This is a genomic window from Bacillus sp. DX3.1 (genome assembly GCF_030292155.1).
GTDB lineage: Bacteria > Bacillota > Bacilli > Bacillales > Bacillaceae_G > Bacillus_A.
This window is the reverse complement of record NZ_CP128153.1, coordinates 1,376,465-1,394,038: the sequence shown is the minus strand read 5'-3', so window position 1 is coordinate 1,394,038 and position 17,574 is coordinate 1,376,465. Positions and strand designations below refer to the sequence as shown.

Annotated in this window: 19 protein-coding genes and 2 riboswitches; of the genes, 2 read left to right on the top strand and 17 right to left on the bottom strand. The window is 37.3% G+C overall.

Annotated elements, in window-relative coordinates:
• Positions 1-9: 9 nt before the first annotated feature.
• From QRE67_RS06955 to QRE67_RS06925, 7 genes are all read right to left on the bottom strand, one after another.
• Positions 10-1,632 (bottom strand): nitrite/sulfite reductase, encoded by a 1,623-nt coding sequence (locus tag QRE67_RS06955; RefSeq protein ID WP_286124171.1) that lies wholly within the window; start codon positions 1,630-1,632, stop codon positions 10-12.
• A gap of 14 nt (positions 1,633-1,646) precedes the next feature.
• Positions 1,647-2,240, bottom strand: coding sequence for an adenylyl-sulfate kinase (gene cysC, locus QRE67_RS06950; protein WP_286124170.1), 594 nt, complete (start codon positions 2,238-2,240; stop codon positions 1,647-1,649).
• A 12-nt stretch (positions 2,241-2,252) separates the two neighbouring features.
• Entirely contained in the window at positions 2,253-3,389 is a 1,137-nt protein-coding gene (sat, locus tag QRE67_RS06945; protein WP_286124169.1) for a sulfate adenylyltransferase, read from the bottom strand.
• A gap of 43 nt (positions 3,390-3,432) precedes the next feature.
• Positions 3,433-4,137 (bottom strand): phosphoadenylyl-sulfate reductase, encoded by a 705-nt coding sequence (locus tag QRE67_RS06940; RefSeq protein ID WP_286124168.1) that lies wholly within the window; start codon positions 4,135-4,137, stop codon positions 3,433-3,435.
• A gap of 83 nt (positions 4,138-4,220) precedes the next feature.
• Positions 4,221-4,364, bottom strand: a complete 144-nt coding sequence (locus QRE67_RS06935) for a YezD family protein (RefSeq protein WP_003196202.1) — start codon at positions 4,362-4,364, stop codon at positions 4,221-4,223.
• Between the two features lie 71 nt (positions 4,365-4,435).
• Positions 4,436-4,543: riboswitch (SAM riboswitch) on the bottom strand.
• Between the two features lie 120 nt (positions 4,544-4,663).
• Positions 4,664-5,980, bottom strand: a complete 1,317-nt coding sequence (gene lysA, locus QRE67_RS06930; RefSeq protein ID WP_286124167.1) for a diaminopimelate decarboxylase — start codon at positions 5,978-5,980, stop codon at positions 4,664-4,666.
• 181 nt (positions 5,981-6,161) lie between these two features.
• Positions 6,162-6,343, bottom strand: a riboswitch (Lysine riboswitch).
• An 88-nt stretch (positions 6,344-6,431) separates the two neighbouring features.
• Positions 6,432-6,827: a DUF3888 domain-containing protein gene (locus tag QRE67_RS06925; RefSeq protein WP_286125204.1), complete on the bottom strand. Its 396-nt coding sequence runs from the start codon at positions 6,825-6,827 to the stop codon at positions 6,432-6,434.
• A 541-nt stretch (positions 6,828-7,368) separates the two neighbouring features.
• Between QRE67_RS06925 and QRE67_RS06920 the strand changes: the two genes are divergently transcribed.
• Positions 7,369-9,255 carry an LTA synthase family protein gene (locus QRE67_RS06920; RefSeq protein WP_286124166.1) on the top strand — a complete coding sequence of 629 codons (1,887 nt, stop codon included), beginning with the start codon at positions 7,369-7,371 and terminating at the stop codon, positions 9,253-9,255.
• Positions 9,256-9,608: 353 nt separating this feature from the next.
• The gene (gene pssA, locus QRE67_RS06915) at positions 9,609-10,316 is read left to right on the top strand and encodes a CDP-diacylglycerol--serine O-phosphatidyltransferase (protein WP_286124165.1); all 708 of its coding nucleotides are present in this window, start codon (positions 9,609-9,611) and stop codon (positions 10,314-10,316) included.
• Between the two features lie 99 nt (positions 10,317-10,415).
• Here the strand turns inward: pssA and QRE67_RS06910 are convergent, their stop codons facing one another.
• The 10 genes from QRE67_RS06910 to hisD all read right to left on the bottom strand — a co-directional run bounded on the left by QRE67_RS06910 (position 10,416) and on the right by hisD (position 17,567).
• Positions 10,416-11,387, bottom strand: coding sequence for an NAD(P)-dependent oxidoreductase (locus QRE67_RS06910; protein WP_286124164.1), 972 nt, complete (start codon positions 11,385-11,387; stop codon positions 10,416-10,418).
• Positions 11,388-11,548: 161 nt separating this feature from the next.
• Positions 11,549-11,713 (bottom strand): DUF4025 domain-containing protein, encoded by a 165-nt coding sequence (locus QRE67_RS06905; protein ID WP_286124163.1) that lies wholly within the window; start codon positions 11,711-11,713, stop codon positions 11,549-11,551.
• Between the two features lie 71 nt (positions 11,714-11,784).
• On the bottom strand, positions 11,785-12,807 hold the full coding sequence (locus QRE67_RS06900; protein ID WP_286124162.1) for a histidinol phosphate phosphatase domain-containing protein: 1,023 nt from the start codon (positions 12,805-12,807) through the stop codon (positions 11,785-11,787).
• 174 nt (positions 12,808-12,981) lie between these two features.
• Positions 12,982-13,305, bottom strand: a complete 324-nt coding sequence (gene hisE / locus QRE67_RS06895; RefSeq protein ID WP_286124161.1) for a phosphoribosyl-ATP diphosphatase — start codon at positions 13,303-13,305, stop codon at positions 12,982-12,984.
• A 12-nt stretch (positions 13,306-13,317) separates the two neighbouring features.
• The gene (gene hisI / locus QRE67_RS06890; RefSeq protein ID WP_286124160.1) at positions 13,318-13,623 is read right to left on the bottom strand and encodes a phosphoribosyl-AMP cyclohydrolase; all 306 of its coding nucleotides are present in this window, start codon (positions 13,621-13,623) and stop codon (positions 13,318-13,320) included.
• Entirely contained in the window at positions 13,620-14,378 is a 759-nt protein-coding gene (gene hisF / locus QRE67_RS06885; RefSeq protein WP_286124159.1) for an imidazole glycerol phosphate synthase subunit HisF, read from the bottom strand. Before hisF ends, hisI begins: the two co-directional genes overlap by 4 nt.
• Positions 14,372-15,091 carry a 1-(5-phosphoribosyl)-5-[(5-phosphoribosylamino)methylideneamino]imidazole-4-carboxamide isomerase gene (gene hisA, locus QRE67_RS06880; RefSeq protein WP_286124158.1) on the bottom strand — a complete coding sequence of 240 codons (720 nt, stop codon included), beginning with the start codon at positions 15,089-15,091 and terminating at the stop codon, positions 14,372-14,374. Before hisA ends, hisF begins: the two co-directional genes overlap by 7 nt.
• Positions 15,064-15,693, bottom strand: coding sequence for an imidazole glycerol phosphate synthase subunit HisH (gene hisH, locus QRE67_RS06875; protein WP_286124157.1), 630 nt, complete (start codon positions 15,691-15,693; stop codon positions 15,064-15,066). Before hisH ends, hisA begins: the two co-directional genes overlap by 28 nt.
• Complete coding sequence (gene hisB, locus QRE67_RS06870; RefSeq protein WP_286124156.1) at positions 15,694-16,278, bottom strand: imidazoleglycerol-phosphate dehydratase HisB; 585 nt, start codon at positions 16,276-16,278, stop codon at positions 15,694-15,696.
• The gene (gene hisD, locus QRE67_RS06865) at positions 16,278-17,567 is read right to left on the bottom strand and encodes a histidinol dehydrogenase (protein ID WP_286124155.1); all 1,290 of its coding nucleotides are present in this window, start codon (positions 17,565-17,567) and stop codon (positions 16,278-16,280) included. The genes hisB and hisD overlap by 1 nt, the downstream gene beginning before the upstream one ends.
• Positions 17,568-17,574: the final 7 nt, after the last annotated feature.

The window sequence follows — 17,574 nt, the reverse complement described above, 5'->3', positions numbered from 1 at the left end:
GTTCCCTCCCTATGATGCAATCACTTCTTCTAAAATTGTGTTTAATACCGCTTGTAAGCTTTCAATGCCCACACGTCCAGCAAACTCATAAAATGTTTCTGCTGGAAGTTTATGCTCTTTAAAGTACGTTAAAAATGATGTAAGAACATTCGGCAAATCTGCCCCATCAATTTTCCCTTTTAGTTTTTGATTATACGTTCCGCCATCTAAGAGGGTCCCACCTACATAGATCTCAAACGCTTCAACAATTCCTTTTTCCTTCGTTTTCAATTTCACTCCTTGTAAGCCAATGTCAGCAATTTGACGTTGACCACATGAGTTTGGGCATCCTATCATATGAATGCGAACTGGCACATCAAGAACGAGTTCCGTATCTAAGTATTCTGCAATCCTACGCAATCTCTCTTTTGTTTCTACCAATGCAAGATTGCAATATTCAATACCAGTGCAAGAAACCGCATAACCAATGAATGATTTTGGATTTGCAGATATAGATTCAAATAATGGCTCTTTTAACAAACTATCGACATTTTCTGGAGGAACATTTGGAATAATAAAATTTTGTGAGTTACATGTACGTATTTCTCCATTTCCGTACTGTTTTGCAATCCTTGCAATCTCAAACATTTCCTCTGCATGTAAACGACCTACCGGTACGTTAAAACCAACGTAATGTAAACCATTTTGCTTTTGATCTTGCACGCCGTAAAAGTATCCTGCATTCCAGCCTTTTAAAGCACTCTCTCCTTTCCCCTGTAAAGGCCCTGTATATTCTACTAATTTGTCTTTAAATTTCTCTGGACCCCAGTCTGCAACAAGAAATTTCAAACGAGCTAAATGACGCTTTTCACGATATCCAAAATCTCGAAAAATCGTAGCAATTGCAATTGCTACACTCTTCACTTGTTCTGGTAAAACAAATACATCTAACTCTTCCGCTAAATATGGACGGGCAGATAAGCCACCTCCTACTTTTATATGAAATCCTACAACACTTTCTCCGTCGATTTCTTTTGTTGCCGGCGTAAACGCAACGCAGTTAATTTCAGCATTTGCTGAATTATAGATATTTGAACTAATGGACATTTTAAATTTACGTGGTAGATTTGAGAACTCTTCATTATGCTGAAAATATTCATACACCTCTTGTACAATTGGTGCTGTATCAAACAGTTCATTGGCATCAATTCCAGCAAGTGGATTCCCTGTGATATTACGTGTAATATCTCCGCACGCTCCAGCTGAAGATAATCCTACCTTCTCTAATCTTTTAAAAATATCTGGAATTTGCCCAATTTCTAACCAATGAAACTGAATCGCTTGTCTCGTTGTGATATCTAAAACATCACGTCCATAATCTTCAGCAATTGATGCAAGTGCCTCAGCTTGTTCATTTGTAATAATTCCAGAAGGGATATTGACACGCATCATAAAATATCCCGCTTCTTTCGGACGTTGTAAATATAATCCCGCCCATTTAAATGAATCCCATTCTTCTTTCGGAATGGAGTCAAATCCATTTTCAGCGTAATACGGAATATCTTTAAAAATTTCTAAACCATCTTTTTCTAATTTCTTTTTTTCTGATAAATTTAATTTTTCATTGTCTGCCCATACTTTTTCATAATTCATCGTTTATTTCCCCCCTATATAAAGCTACGTTCTTGTAAGTAACCGATAATTTGTTCCGCACATTGCTCGATGGAATGCAGATGCGTTTCTACAACGATTTCTGCTTGAGCAGGTTCTTCATAAGGCGAATCTATACCAGTAAATTGCTTAATATCTCCTTGTCTTGCTTTTTTATAAAGACCTTTCGGATCACGTTTCTCACATTCTTCTATTGGACACTTTACAAATACTTCTATAAATTCGCCTTGTTCAAGAATATCTCGCACTTGCCCGCGATCCTCTCGAAATGGTGAAATAAATGCTGTTAATACAATTGTTCCTTGATCTACAAATAATTTTGCCACTTCACCAATGCGGCGAATATTTTCTGTACGATCATTTTCGGAAAATCCTAAATCTTTATTTAAACCGTGACGAATATTATCGCCGTCCAGTACATAATTCCCAATATTTCTTTCAAACAATTTTCGGGCAACTCCATTTGCTACCGTTGATTTTCCAGAAGCTGATAATCCTGTAAACCAAAGGACAAAACTATAATGCCCATTTTGTTTCCTACGCTCTTCCTTTGAAACGGATGCAATGTGCCAAGTAATATTTGAATCCATTCTATTCTCTCCCTACTTTGTAACAGTTTCTTTTTGTAAACCGCGAATTAGTACTTCCACTACTTCTTTCCGGCTAAATGTACTTGGTGGAATCTCACCATTTCTTAATAATTCTCGCACTTTCGTACCTGATAAAATGACATGATCCTCTTTTCCATGCGGACATGTTTTCGTTGAAGCCATCGCTTCACACTTCGTACAATAAAAGCTATGTTCAAAAAAGAGCGGTGTAATCCCTAACTCTTTTACTGTAAAATTCGCAAAGATTTCCTGTGCTTCATACGTACCGTAATAATCACCTACCCCGGCATGATCACGACCGACGATAAAGTGTGTACAACCGAAATTTTTTCTGACCAGTGCATGAAATATCGCTTCACGTGGTCCGGCATAGCGCATCGCAGCTGGAAAAACACTCAAAAAGACGCGATCATTTGGATAATAATTTTTCAAAAGTACTTCATAGCTTTCCATACGAACATCAGCTGGAATATCATCTGATTTCGTTTCACCAACAAGTGGATTTAAAAAGAGTCCATCTACAATCTCAAGCGCTGATTTTTGGATATATTCATGTGCACGATGAACCGGATTTCTTGTTTGGAAGCCGACTACTGTTTTCCAACCACGCTTTGCAAATTCTGCATGTGTTTCACTTGGATCTAAATGATACGAAGCGAATTTCCCAGTTTCAAAACGCTTCACAAGTATAATCGTTCCTCCAACATAAACATTTGGACGGTCATATAATTTTTTTACTCCTGGATGTGCAGTGTCAGTTGTTTTATAGACAAATAACGCTTCCTTCTCTTTATCTGGAACAAAGATATCTTCTATTTGAATCACACCATATGTGAGTCCTTCTTTTACAAGACGAGCTTCTTCCCCAATTTGTAATTCTGTTACTTTTTCTTCTGTTACTGGTAGCGTAATGGGAATACTCCATACATCACCGCTTGTCAAACGCATCTTTTCTACAACAGATTGGTAATCATCTTTTCCTAAAAATCCTACAAGCGGAGTATAACCACCTGTTGCAAGAAGGTTTAAATCACTTAAAGAAATTTTGTCCAATTCAATTTCCTTTACAATATGTCCTGTTTCATATGTTTCATCAACTCGATTTACTAATACCTTTGTATCACTCATTTTTCTGTACTCCTTCTTATTTATATTAGGAATGTTCATAACCCTATTGATCATGAAGGCCACATTCCGTTTTCATCTTTCCAGACCATCGACCTTCCCTTGAATCTCCTCCCACTTCCACAGGTAATGTGCATTTTTCACACCCAATACTTGGATATCCAACATCGTGCAACGGATTATATGGCAAACTATGCTTATATACATAGCGCCATATTTCCTTCCATGTCCAATGAATAAGCGGACATATTTTAATAGATTGAAAGCGATGATCTTGGTTTATAAACTGTGTATGTTTACGCGTTTCAGATTGCTCTCTTCTTAATCCTGATATCCACGCTTTTCCACCCTTTAAAGATTCTTCTAGCGGTAAAATTTTTCTTAATTTACAGCAAAGATTCGGATTACGCTCCCACAACTTTTCTCCATGCTCTTTTGCTTGTTCCTCGAGTGTAGAAGCAGGTTGTTTTTTAATAATTTTCAAATCAGGAAATCTTCCTCTCACTCGCTGAATTAAATCGTACGTTTCTTGAAAATGAACGTTCGTATCTAAAAATACAACTTTCGCAGATGGATTTACTTGGTTTATAAGGTGTAACAGCACCATTCCTTCCACCCCAAAGCTGCACGCATACACGATTTCCTCCCCATACTGTTCATACGCCCAACGTAATACTTGTAATGCGCCTTTTGTTTCGTCTTCCTCAGAAAAAGAAATGACATCTTCTTTCCATGCTTCGTACGTTAACATTGTTTTTCCCCCTGTAACGCAAAAAGACGGTTTTAACCTATTACATAGGTTAAAACCGCCTCTAGTTTTTCTAGTCAGCGCTTTTATTTTAAGCGTACTTTTTCACTTTTCTCAAGTTGAATCACTTTGCCATCTTGCACAACAATTGTAATTGAGCCATATTTCATATCCGCAAGCATTGTTTGAATTTTCTCAGCTACTTCGTCAAAATGTCCACGCACTCCCACGAACAGCCCCCCTTTTTTCATTCATAAAAAAAATCTTTTCCATTTCGAAAAGACTGTTCGGTAATATATTTACCTTATCTTTCAAAATGGATGCCATTTTGCTGGAATTAGCACCTTGCTTCTATAAGCAGGTTGCCGAGCTTCGTAGGGCCAGTTCCCTCCGCTTCTCTTGATAAGCTATTCTTTGTATTTGTATTTTATCATAATTCAGATTTTTTTCAATCCTAGTTTTCCGATATATTTTATATTTTTTATTTTTTTAAAAGGAGCTGCTCACTTTAAGCAACTCCTTTTTTCCGTTATACAAGCTCTTTAATACGTATGCGATCGTTCCCAATTATATTTTCATATGTTTCACGGTCAACAACAACTTGTGATTTTCCACCTTTTGCAAATACTACGGCTGGACGACAGATTCGGTTATAATTATTAGCCATTGAATACCCATATGCTCCCGTACAAGATATTGCTAACAAATCCGCTGAAGCGACTTTCGGTAATTCTATATCCCAAATGAGCATATCTCCGCTCTCACAACACTTTCCAGCAATCGAAACAACCTCTTCATCTTCTTCTTTTCCTCGATTTGCGAGCATTGCCTCATAACGTGCACCATATAAAGCAGGTCGTAAATTATCTGTCATCCCACCATCGACTGACACATATTTACGAATTCCTGGAATATCTTTTACCGCCCCTACTGTATAAAGCGTCGTTCCTGCATCCCCAACAATGCTACGTCCTGGCTCAACCCAAATTTCAGGAAGCGGATACTCACATGCAGTAAATTGTTCTCGCACTGCAGTTGTTACAGCTTGCACATACGTCTCAAGTGTAAGTGGTGTATCTCCTTCCGTATATCGAATACCAAAACCGCCACCAACATTTAATACGTTCACCGTATAGCTAGTTTGTTCTCTTAGCTCCTCTAGGAAACTACGCAATACTTCAATTGCACGAACAAACCCTGCTGTTTCAAAAATTTGCGAACCAATATGTGAATGGATACCTAACACGTTATAATTTGATTTTTCTAGTGCCATTTTGATCGCTTGCAAAGCTTGACCTGTTGAAACACCAAAACCAAATTTCGAATCATCTTGCCCTGTTGTAATGTATTCATGTGTATGTGCTTCCACTCCTGGTGTAACACGAATTAATATATTTACAGTTTTCCCATGCTGCTCCGCTAAATCATGTAAAACTTCTAATTCAAAGAAATTATCTACAACAAAACAACCAATATCTGCTTGCAAAGCTATAACCATTTCTTCTTCTGTTTTATTATTGCCATGAAAATGAATACGTGCTGCTGGAAAACCAGCTTGCAATGCAGTATATAACTCTCCTCCAGAAACAACATCTAGTGACATTTTTTCTTCATGAGCTACTCGGCACATCTCCATGCACAAGAACGCCTTACTTGCATATGCTACTTGGTAAGAGAACCCACTTTCCTGGAAAGCGCGGTGAAATGCACGACATTTTTCACGAATGGAAACCTCATCATATACATAAAGTGGTGTCCCATATGTTTTTGCTAACTGCGTCGTGTCACATCCCCCAATTTCTAAGTGCCCTTGCTCATTGATTCGACTTGTGCCGTGTAAATACATTTAAATTCCTCCCTTATTTCCTCAAAAACTTATTACCCCAATCTTTTTCTATCATTGCAGCACGCTTTTAGATAAACAAAAAACGCGCGGAACAATGTTCACACGCGTTTCTTATTAGGAATAATCTATCATGAAAAAATAAACGAGTTGTCATCTTCTCAAATAAGAAACCGCATCAACATCTCCAAATAGCTCTCCATAAGATAAACCTTATGACAGTACTACATTTATTCAACATAGTCCCAATATATGAATGATGTGGTCATCCATATATTTCGGCAATAGTCCCTTTCAAACTATGATCATGGATTCCACTGAATCTCCTATAGCATACTTTTTCCTATTGCGGCCTCTACCTTTGAGAGTAGATGAGGTAAGTCTATTTAATTTTCAAACATCTTTTGTTGCTTTTAAGAATACCAAACGAATAAATTATTTGTCAAACAATTTTTTAAATTACTTTTTTGCAATTTAACTTCGTATCGTTTGGTAAGCGTTTTACATCTATTTTTTTTACGCTCCACTCTCCCTCATCATTTTCAAATGTAATACTCACTTTTTCAAATGGCGGGAGTATCTTTCCCCCTGCACCTGATTCATATTTCGTTACTTCAATTACTGTTCGAAATAAATATGTACCGCTATACAGTTTTTTCATACTAACAATCTTTGGACAATCATATGGTTTTTGTTTCCCATATTGCTTTTGAATCGCTGCGTTTATTTGTGGAAACAACACAGAATAAAGAGCATCTTCCAATAATGGCGGAGTATATTGTGCAGCAAAAACTGTAGGAGTAGAAAATAAAAAGAAACCGCTACATATGAAACAAAATAACTTTTTCATCATAACCTCCGTATCATACGATATTGTTATTGTCTCCTTTTTCAATTTTTCTAACCAATTCTTATAAAAATCGTCCACAACTCTGCTTTGTTTTCGTATAATAGTACACATAGTATAATAATCATAAAGATACACGACAGTTCGTATATATATATAAATCCATTTTGATTTTTCGACATATAAGCCGCGGCTATGGAGAACAACAGGTGACCTGCACTCGTTTTCTCTCTTTGTTTTCACTTCGCATCGGGCAGGAAAAGGATAACCGCTTCTATGCATGGCCGGATGCTCTCTCCTACCTAAAAAGAGGGGTTTTATGTCGGTTTTTTAATTTGTATTTATATAAAGTGAAACTTTGATCAGTGGGTGTTTTCTTCATCCTCCATTGATCATTAATCTTCACCAATCGAGCTTTTACGGGCAGTTTATCCCCATCTAACTTCTTTGCTTCCTGCCGAATTTTGAAGTGGAGGTATTATTGCTCGCAAATAGCGGGATAAAGTCACTAGAACCGTCACATGTAGTAGGAGAGGAGTCTATTATGCTACAACATTTATTTCCAAAACTGCGATTTGCACTTATTGCAGTCGTTTTATTATGGATAAAAACATATACTGTGTACAAGCTAGCCTTCGATATCAAAATTGATAACATTTCCGAAGAAATCATGCTATTGTTTAATCCACTCGCTTCATTACTTTTATTTTTCGGCCTAGCGTTATTGGCTTCCAAATATCGAAATCGAATTATTATTGGAATCAGCTTTGTTCTATCATTTATTTTATTTGGAAATGCGATGTTCTACGGATTTTATAATGACTTTGTCACGTTCCCGGTTTTATTCCAAACAAATAATATGGCAGATTTAGGAACAAGTATTAAAGAATTATTTACGTATAAGACGTTGCTTCTATTTGCAGATGCGATTATTTTAACGTTTATTTTACGTAAATTCCCAATTTTTTGTGATGATACACCATTATCTCGCTCAGAAAAACAGACATTCTTTGGCGGTATAACAGCTCTATTAGCATTACAAATTATCGTTTCGGTTATTCATAAGCCACAGATGTTTTCACATTCTTTTGATCGCCAAACAGTTGTGAAAAATTTAGGTTTATACACGTATCATCTATATGATATTGCGCTGCAGTCCAAATCTTCCGCGCAACGTGTTTTCGCAAGTGGAGATGGCTTTTCTGAAATTGAAAATTATGTACAAACAAAAGATAAAAAAAGTAACAAAGACTTATTTGGTGCTGCAAAAGGAAAAAATGTGATTTTAATTTCAATGGAATCAACACAAAATTTTGTTATAAACAAAAAGATAAATGGAAAAGAAATCACACCTTTTTTAAACCAGTTTATAAAAGATAGCTATTACTTTGATAACTTCTATCATCAAACTGGACAAGGAAAAACATCCGATGCAGAATTCATTGTTGAAAATTCATTATATCCATTGGACCGTGGCTCTGTATTCTTTACTCATGCAGACAATGAGTATACTGCAACACCCGAACAACTGAAAAAGTATGGCTATTATTCTGCAGTCTTTCATTCTAACGATAAAACATTTTGGAATCGTGATTTGATGTATCCGGCACTCGGATACGATCGCTATTTTAATTTACAAGATTATACAGGCACTGAACAAATGTCTGTCGGCTGGGGCTTAAAAGATAAAGAGTTCTTTGATCAATCGATTTCAAAACTAAAATCTTTACCGCAGCCATTTTATACCAAATTTATTACGTTAACGAATCATTTTCCATTTCTTTTAAATCCAGAAGATCAATATATCGATGAATATAATTCCGATAGCGAAGTCCTAAATCGCTACTTCCCAACTGTACGTTATACAGATGAAGCACTCAAACAGTTTATCAATCGTTTGAAAGAAGAAGGATTATACGACAATTCAATTATTGTTATTTATGGAGATCATTATGGAATTTCTGAAAATCATAATGCTGCTATGGCACAATTTCTCGGCAAAGAATCCATAACTTCATTTGATTCTATGCAATTACAACGTGTACCACTCATTATTCATGTTCCAGGTCAAGAAGGAGAAGTCATTTCTAAAGTATCTGGACAAATTGATTTAAAGCCAACATTACTTCATTTACTTGGCATTAAAACAAATCATTCTATTGAATTTGGTACAGACTTATTTACGAAAAATGATAATCCGCTTATGATTATGCGTGATGGTAGTTTCGTAACAAACGATTACATTTATACAAAAAATATGTGTTACAACAAAAGCAACGGCGAACCTATCGATACAACGATTTGCCAGCCGTATATAGAAAAAGCAAAAACGGAATTGAATTACTCTGACAAGCTTATCTATGGCGATTTATTACGCTTTGATTCACACAATAAATATAAAACAGAAACGATGATAACAAAATTTGAATAATATAACCAGGAACCTCGAATGATAGTAATTCGAGGTTCCTTTTTCTTATAGAGGCTGTTCAAAAAGTCCGGTAAAGATAGCTGCCCTATTTCTTCGTTACATCACCGCTCCGGTACTCATATAGTTCCATCTACACTCCGTATCCTCCTGGCTTTCACGCCTCGAACTACTCGGCTCTCTTTATCCTCCTTTTTGAACAAGCACTTATATCGATTTTCTTTCCAAACTAGCCCATGAAATCTTTCGCAAAATGGGAATTTTTTCGTACGGGGGAGGAAATTTATGTTATGATAAAATACATAAACTTTCATACACTAATTAAGAATTCATAACAGAAAGCAAGGGATCAGATTTTGTATAGAGCAGCAATTCCAAACTTATTTACGCTCGGAAATTTATATAGTGGTTTTTTATCAATCGGCTATGCATCTTTAGGTTATTATAAGTCAGCTGCCATTTTAGTACTAATCGGGATGATGCTAGATAGTCTCGATGGTCGAGTTGCTCGCTTACTACGTGTCGATTCACAAATGGGAAAAGAACTTGACTCATTGGCGGATGTTGTCACGTTCGGTGCCGCTCCTGCAGTTTTAATGTATTATACATCTTTTTCTAATTATGGAATTATCGGACTATATATCGCAGGACTATTCCCGCTTTTCGGGGCATATCGCTTAGCCCGCTTCAATGTGACGCCTTCATCTACTTCCATGAAATATTTTACTGGCGTTCCCATTACTGCGGCTGGAGGACTCGTTGCCTTCTTAACATTATTTTCACACACCATTCCAAAAATTGTTCTGATTACAGTATTTGTAACGTTTGCATTTTTGATGGTAAGCCGCGTTCGCATTCCAAGTTTAAAAGATGTACCAATTCCACGATATAGTATTATTATTACACTATTTTTAATTGGAATTATTTATACAATGTATAAAACAAGCTTTGGCAACATTCCTGAATTTCTGTTTATTGCCATCCCGCTTTATATTTTGTATATGTTATCTCAATTTATTAGACAAAGACCGTCTCACAAAAAACGAGCAAATAAAGAAGAATAAAAAGAAACCTTCCTGCGCAGGAAGGTTTCTTTTTGCTGACAATAAGTAAAACATAGTTTTGGAAACAAATCCATATACCCTACTTATGAAAGTTTCACTTTATTTTGTTACCAATTCTTTTTTATTCACAGGCGTTAATGGCTCTTCGCTTTCTAATACAGATAAAATGTTACGCACTGCCATTTCTGCCATTGCATCTCGTGTCTCAAATGTTGCATTTCCAATATGCGGAGTCATGACAACATTTTTCAATCCTTTTAGTCGTTCTGTAATTTTCGGTTCGAATTCAAATACATCAAGAGCTGCTCCTTCGATTTGATTTGTCTCTAGTGCATGAGCAAGTGCTTCTTCATTCATAATAGGACCGCGTGCTGCATTTACAACATAAGCCGTTTCTTTCATCATTTTAAATTGTTCTTCATCGATCATATGATGAAGACTTGAGTTATAAGCACAGTTAATTGTAATAAAATCTGCTGTTTGTAATAGCTCTTCAAATGTTACATAGGCTGCTTCTAATTCACGCTCTGCCTCAAGCTTACGGCTTGGTCCTGTATATACAATATTCATACCAAACGCTTTTGCACGTTTTGCCACCGCTTTTCCAATTTCTCCAAGGCCAATGATTCCAATTGTTTTTCCGTATACTTCTCGTCCAAGGAAAAAGAGCGGTGCCCAGCCATTAAAGCCAACTGTACGACACAATGTATCTCCTTCAGGAACTCTTCTTGCGGCTGCCAGTAAGATCGCAAACGTTAATTCTGCCGTTGCTTCTGTTGAAACTTTCGGTGTATTTGTAACAGCAATTCCTTTTTTTGCTGCATATGCATAATCAATATTATCGTAACCTGCACCATAGTTTGCAATAATTTTCAAATGGGGTGCTGCATCGATTACTTCTTTTGTTACCTTTGTAGAAAGTAAACTTAAAAGAGCATCTTTATCCTTTACACACTGGGCTAATTCTTCTGTGCTAATTAATTCTTCTTTGCCATACATCTCTACATCATGATTTTGTAATAACTGTAATCCGATTTCTGGAATGTTTCCTGCTACTAATATTTTCGCCATGAACAAGCACCCTTTCATCTTCTATCTAAAAATAAGAACTTCCTTACGTCTTATTGTAAAAAATCTACGCCCAAAAAGCCAAGATATTTGATTACAGTTTTGAAAATCGACACTTCTTTCCATAAAAAAGGACGAGATGAACACGTTCATCTCGTCCTTTTTTATTGTTCTTCGATAGATTGTTGTTCTAACTTTACATCAATCGTTCCTTCTGCTACCGTATCGCTAATTTGCTCCTGTGTTACAGACTGATTTTCATCTTGTTTCTGCGTTACATTACTTTGATTCGTTATTTTCGCATTTTCTTTATATTGTTGTTTTATCATTTTAAACCCTCCTTTTTTCATTCCTCCTTATTTTGAGCAAAAAGAAAGGTTTTCATCACAAAATCATTCCTCTACTTCGAAACAATTGTTGATACCTGTTCAAGCAGTTGCATCTTTCTAATCCGTTTTTCAAATGTAGCAACATGAGAAACACCATGATTACGTAATATTTCCACGTTGTCCTCTACATAGTTTCCTAAATCATTTGGATAATGAGCATCCGATGAAAGTGTAATTGGCACTTGATACTGTGCTAATACATGTAAATAAAGTGGACTTGGACACATCTCTTGCACAGGATAACGGTAATATAACCCCGCATTTATTTCTGTTGCTGTATTTGTTTCCACTAATGCTCTTGCAATTGTTTCGTAATAAGGGAGCTGTATATTCTCATCTAAACGATAATTAAATACTTTTATATTATCAAGATGAGCTACAATATCAAATAATTCAGAACGAACTGCTTTTTCAACTGTTGTAAAAAATGTATGATACAACGTATGTAACTGATGTTCTTCAAAATACTCTTTCGTATCTGGATTATCAAAACCCCATCCATCGATAAAATGCACAGAACCAATTACATAATCCCAGTCACCTAATGCTAATAATTCTTGCAGTTCTCGTTCCCCGCCAATGAAATAATCAGCTTCAATGCCCAACCGTAATATAACTCCTCGTTTTGCCCAGCGTTCTTTCGCTTCTTGGATGGCTCTGGTAAAGTTATGAATAGATGTGACTCGTACTTGACATAACCATTCTTTTTGCAAGCATCCAAGTTGCGTGTCTCCAATATCTACATATTTCTCATAATACGCCTTCGCCTCATGAAAACGGTATAAATGGTCAACAATCCCCACTTCTTTTATTCCTTTTCGCACTGCTTCCTCTAAATATAAATCAATCCAGTCCGCTGTAAAAGGACCTTCCTTTACTCGCTTTTGCAGACGTTCTTGTGTTTTCATCATCCATTCTACAGAATGCCGTTCCTCTTGGAGTGGCATATAATATTCTAGCGCTTCATTCGTTCTTGCCAGCCAGCGCATCGAATATGGTCCTTCCTCTAAATGAAGATGATAATCTACTTTCATTCTCCTACCTCCCCCTTATAGAAGATGTTCAAAAAGTCCGGTAAAGATAGCCGCCCTATTTCTTCGTTACGTCGCCGCTCCGGTACTCATGTAGCTCAGTCTACACTCCGTATCCTCCTGGCTTCCGCGCCTTGAACTACTCGGCTCTCTTTATCCTCCTTTTTGAACAAGCACTTATAACGTATCAATTTCTTTTCGGTCCCCTGTTTTTGATAGCTTTCCTTGCCGCCCCTTTACTTCTTCTAACACATCTTCTAACGGAATATTTTTTTCAGCAAGTAGGACGAAGCAGTGATATATGACATCAACCATTTCTTTTACAAGCTCTTCTTTATGATCATTTTTTGCAGCAATTATAACTTCTGTACACTCTTCTCCTATTTTTTTTAAAATTTTATCTTCTCCTTTTGCAAATAAATAATTTGTATAGGATTCTGAAAGCGGATTTTCTTTACGCTGCTGAATCGTTTCATATAAAGACCGAAGAACGCTCTCCATCACTTATTCCCCCTACATAACTTTGTAATGAAAACATGTTTTTTCTCCTGTATGACACGCAGGTCCCACCTGTTTTACAACGATAACAATCGAATCTTGGTCACAATCTAAATATAGTGATTGAACATACTGTACGTGGCCGGATGTTTCTCCTTTATTCCATAACGCTTGCCTAGAGCGCGAGTAAAACCATGTTTTCTTCGTCTCTAACGTTTTTTGATACGCTTCTTCATTCATATATGCTAGCATCAAAATTTCTTTTGTATCTTCTTCTACAACAACAGCTGGCAACAATCCCTTTGAAAAATCCGGTTTCATAATCTCACCTCAATTTCCGCTGCTTGTAACTTTTGTTTTACCTTCTGCACGGTCGTTTCACCGTAATGGAAAATGGAAGCCGCTAGTGCAGCACTTGCCGATGTTTTTTGAAACACTTCTACAATATGCTCTGCACTGCCGCAGCCACCTGAAGCAATGACCGGAATAGAAACAGCGTGCGAAATCGTTTCTGTTAACGAAAGATCATAACCATCCTTTGTTCCATCTGCATCCATACTTGTAAGTAAAATTTCACCGGCACCTAACTGTTCCGCACGCTTTGCCCATTCGATAACATCGATTCCCATATCAATCCGCCCACCATTTACATATACATGCCACTTCTTTTCCGCTATTTTTCTCGCGTCAATTGCTACAACAATACATTGTGAACCAAAGTGTTCTGCTCCTTCTCGAATTACATCTGGATTCTGAACTGCAGCAGAATTGAGAGATACTTTATCTGCACCAGCCCTCAGCAATGCATACATATCTTGAACAGATGAGATACCACCCCCTACTGTAAGTGGAATAAAAACTTGTGATGCTGTTCGTTCCACAACGTCCAAAATTGTTTTTCTTCCTTCATGCGTCGCTGTAATATCTAAAAAAACAAGTTCATCAGCACCAGCCCTATCGTACAATGATGCAATTGCAACAGGATCACCAACATCTTGTAACTGGGCAAAATTCACACCTTTTACAACCCGACCTGCTTTCACATCTAAGCAAGGAATGATTCGCTTCGTTAACATATCTTTGTCACCTGCAATGCCTCTTCTAAATCAATTGTTTTTTCATATAGTGCTTTTCCAATAATAACGCCATACACATTCATATCGTTCAGCCTCTGTACATCTTGAAGTGAACATACTCCGCCCGATGCAACAATACGGAGTGCCACCGCCTCTTGCAGTGACTGTAATTGTTCAAAATTCGGTCCCGCAAGCGTACCGTCTTTTGCAATATCTGTAAAAATGATTGTTTGTACGCCGACACTTTCCATCCTCTTCGCAAGATCAATGTAAGAAACTTCAGATATATCCAACCAACCTCTCGTTGCCACGTAGCCATTTTTCGCATCAATGCCAACAATAATCTTTTCTCCATATAAGCGAACTGCATGTTCTAAAAAAGAACGATCATACAATGCTGCCGTACCTAAAATGACTTTTTCTACGCCGACAGACAGTAACATTTCAACAGTTTCGAGAGAGCGTATCCCTCCGCCCACTTGGACTGGAATACGAACTGCTTTACATATATCTTCAATTACAGAAAGGTTCATTGATTGACCGGAAACCGCTCCGTCCAAATCAACAATGTGCAGCTTTCGTGCTCCTAACTTTTCAAATAATAATGCTTGGGCAACTGGATTTTCATTCATAAGCGTTTCTTTTTGAAATTCTCCTTGATACAGTCGAACACAACGTCCTTGTTTTAAATCGATAGCTGGGAAGATCTCCATGCTTCTACCACTCCTTTAAAATTTCTTAACATTTGTATCCCGATATCACCGCTTTTTTCAGGATGAAACTGTGCCCCAAATATATTTTCTTTTGCAACAAGACCTGGAATATCAATACCATAATCACTCACACCGCATACAATATCACTTGGACAATCCGCATAATAAGAATGAACATAATACACAAATGAACCTTCTCCTACATCATTCCATAATGGGATTTCCTGTTTCTTCTTTAATGGATTCCAACCCATATGAGGTATTTTATAAGGTACTTTGAGTTTTCGAATGACTCCCGGTAATAAACCTAGCCCTTTTGTACTCTGTATCTCTTCACTTTTTTCAAATAAAAGCTGCATCCCTAAACAAATCCCCAAGAGTGGTTTTCCTTGTACCGCCGTTTCTTGAAGTACTGAAATAAGTTCTTTTTCCTGTAAAGCATCTATTGCTTTCGGAAAAGCACCTACTCCTGGTAAAATCACACCATCACTTCGTAATATTTTCTCTCTATCATCTGTTACAATATGCTCTGCTCCAATGCGTGTTAACGCTTGTTCCACACTACGAATGTTCCCCATCCCATAATCTACAATTGCAATCAATTACAACATTCCTTTCGTAGAGTTTACACCGACAATTTTGTCATTTTTATCTACTGCTTCGCGCAATGCACGACCAAATGCTTTAAATAATGCTTCAATTTTGTGATGTGTATTACTTCCATATAAAACGCGAGCATGTAACGTTATATTCGCCGCATGAGCAACTGCTCTGAAAAACTCTTCTGTCAGCTCTGTATCAAAATCTCCTAACTTCGGATTTGTCCATTCACCTTGGAAAACGAGATAAGACCTTCCGCTTATATCAATGGCTACAAAACCAAGTGCTTCATCCATCGGTACATATGCCGATCCATAACGATTAATCCCCTCTTTATTTTGCAGCGCTTTTTTTAAACAATTACCGAGTACAATCCCGACATCCTCAACTGTATGATGCGCATCAACGAAAACATCACCTTCCGCTTCAATTTGCAAACCAAATCGACCATGCTTTGCAAACAAAGTAAGCATATGATCAAAAAAGCCAACACCTGTTTGAATCGAAATATTTTCACTTTCATCTAACTGTAAACAAAGTTCGATTTTTGTTTCGGCTGTTCTTCTCGCTTGACTTGCCTTACGCATTATTTTCCCTCCTCAAACCGAATTTGAATAGCCCTGGCATGTGCATGCAATCCTTCTTTATCCGCGAGCGTTGTAATATGATGTTGCACATTTTGCAACGCCTCTTTCGTATACGATACGAAGCTCGATTTTTTCACAAAATCATCCACGGATAATGGTGAAAAGAAACGTGCCGTTCCACTTGTTGGGAGTACATGATTCGGTCCTGCAAAATAATCTCCGAGCGGCTCTGGTGCATACGGCCCGATGAAGATTGAACCCGCATGCTGAATAAATGACAAAGCATTCATCGGTTCATTTATATGTAATTCTAAATGCTCCGGTGCGATTTCGTTTGATAATTGAAACGCGTGTTCTAACGAAGGAACAACGAGAATGGCTCCATTTCTCTCTATCGATTCACGTGCTATTTCACTTCTTGGTAATGTTACAAGTTGCTGCTTTAATTCTCTTTCTATTTCTTTCGCAAGTTCTACACAAGTTGTAATACAAATAGCTGTTGTTCTAACATCATGCTCTGCTTGAGACAATAAATCGGCAGCGATAAAAGGTGCCTTCCCCGTTTTATCAGCAATTACAACGATTTCAGATGGTCCAGCAATCATATCGATATGAACTGCTCCAAATACCTCACGTTTTGCAAAAGCCACATATATATTTCCAGGACCAACAATTTTATCAACTTTTGGTATCGATTCCGTCCCGTACGCTAATGCCGCAATAGCTTGAGCTCCGCCTACTGTATATATTTCATCTACACCAGCAATTTCAGCTGCAGCTAAAATATGCGAATTGATTCCCTCTCTTCCTGGTGGTGTAACCATCACAACTTTCTGGACGCCTGCAATTTTGGCAGGTAGTACATTCATCAATACAGATGAAGGATACGACGCAGTTCCTCCCGGTACATATACACCAACCGTTTGAAGTGGCCGAATCAGCTGTCCACGAATCACGCCTTCCTTTTCACAATCCAAAAACGATTGTCTTTGTTGCTTTTCATGGTACGATATAATATTTTTCTTTGCTTCTTGTAGCGCTTCTAGAAATGAAGCTTCCACATATTCGCTTGCTTTTTCTATTTCTTCCTTTGTAACACAGAAATTTGTTACTTCTACGCCATCAAAAGCTTTTGTATAAGAAATTAACGCTTCATCTTTCCTTTTCCTCACTTGTTCGACAATTTCTCTTACACGTAATTGCACAGTTTCTTCTATTATATTAGCCTGTTCTCTTAACTGCTTTATTCTCCGCAATGCTTGCGCGTAGTTTTCATACATAACCTCCATTACACTC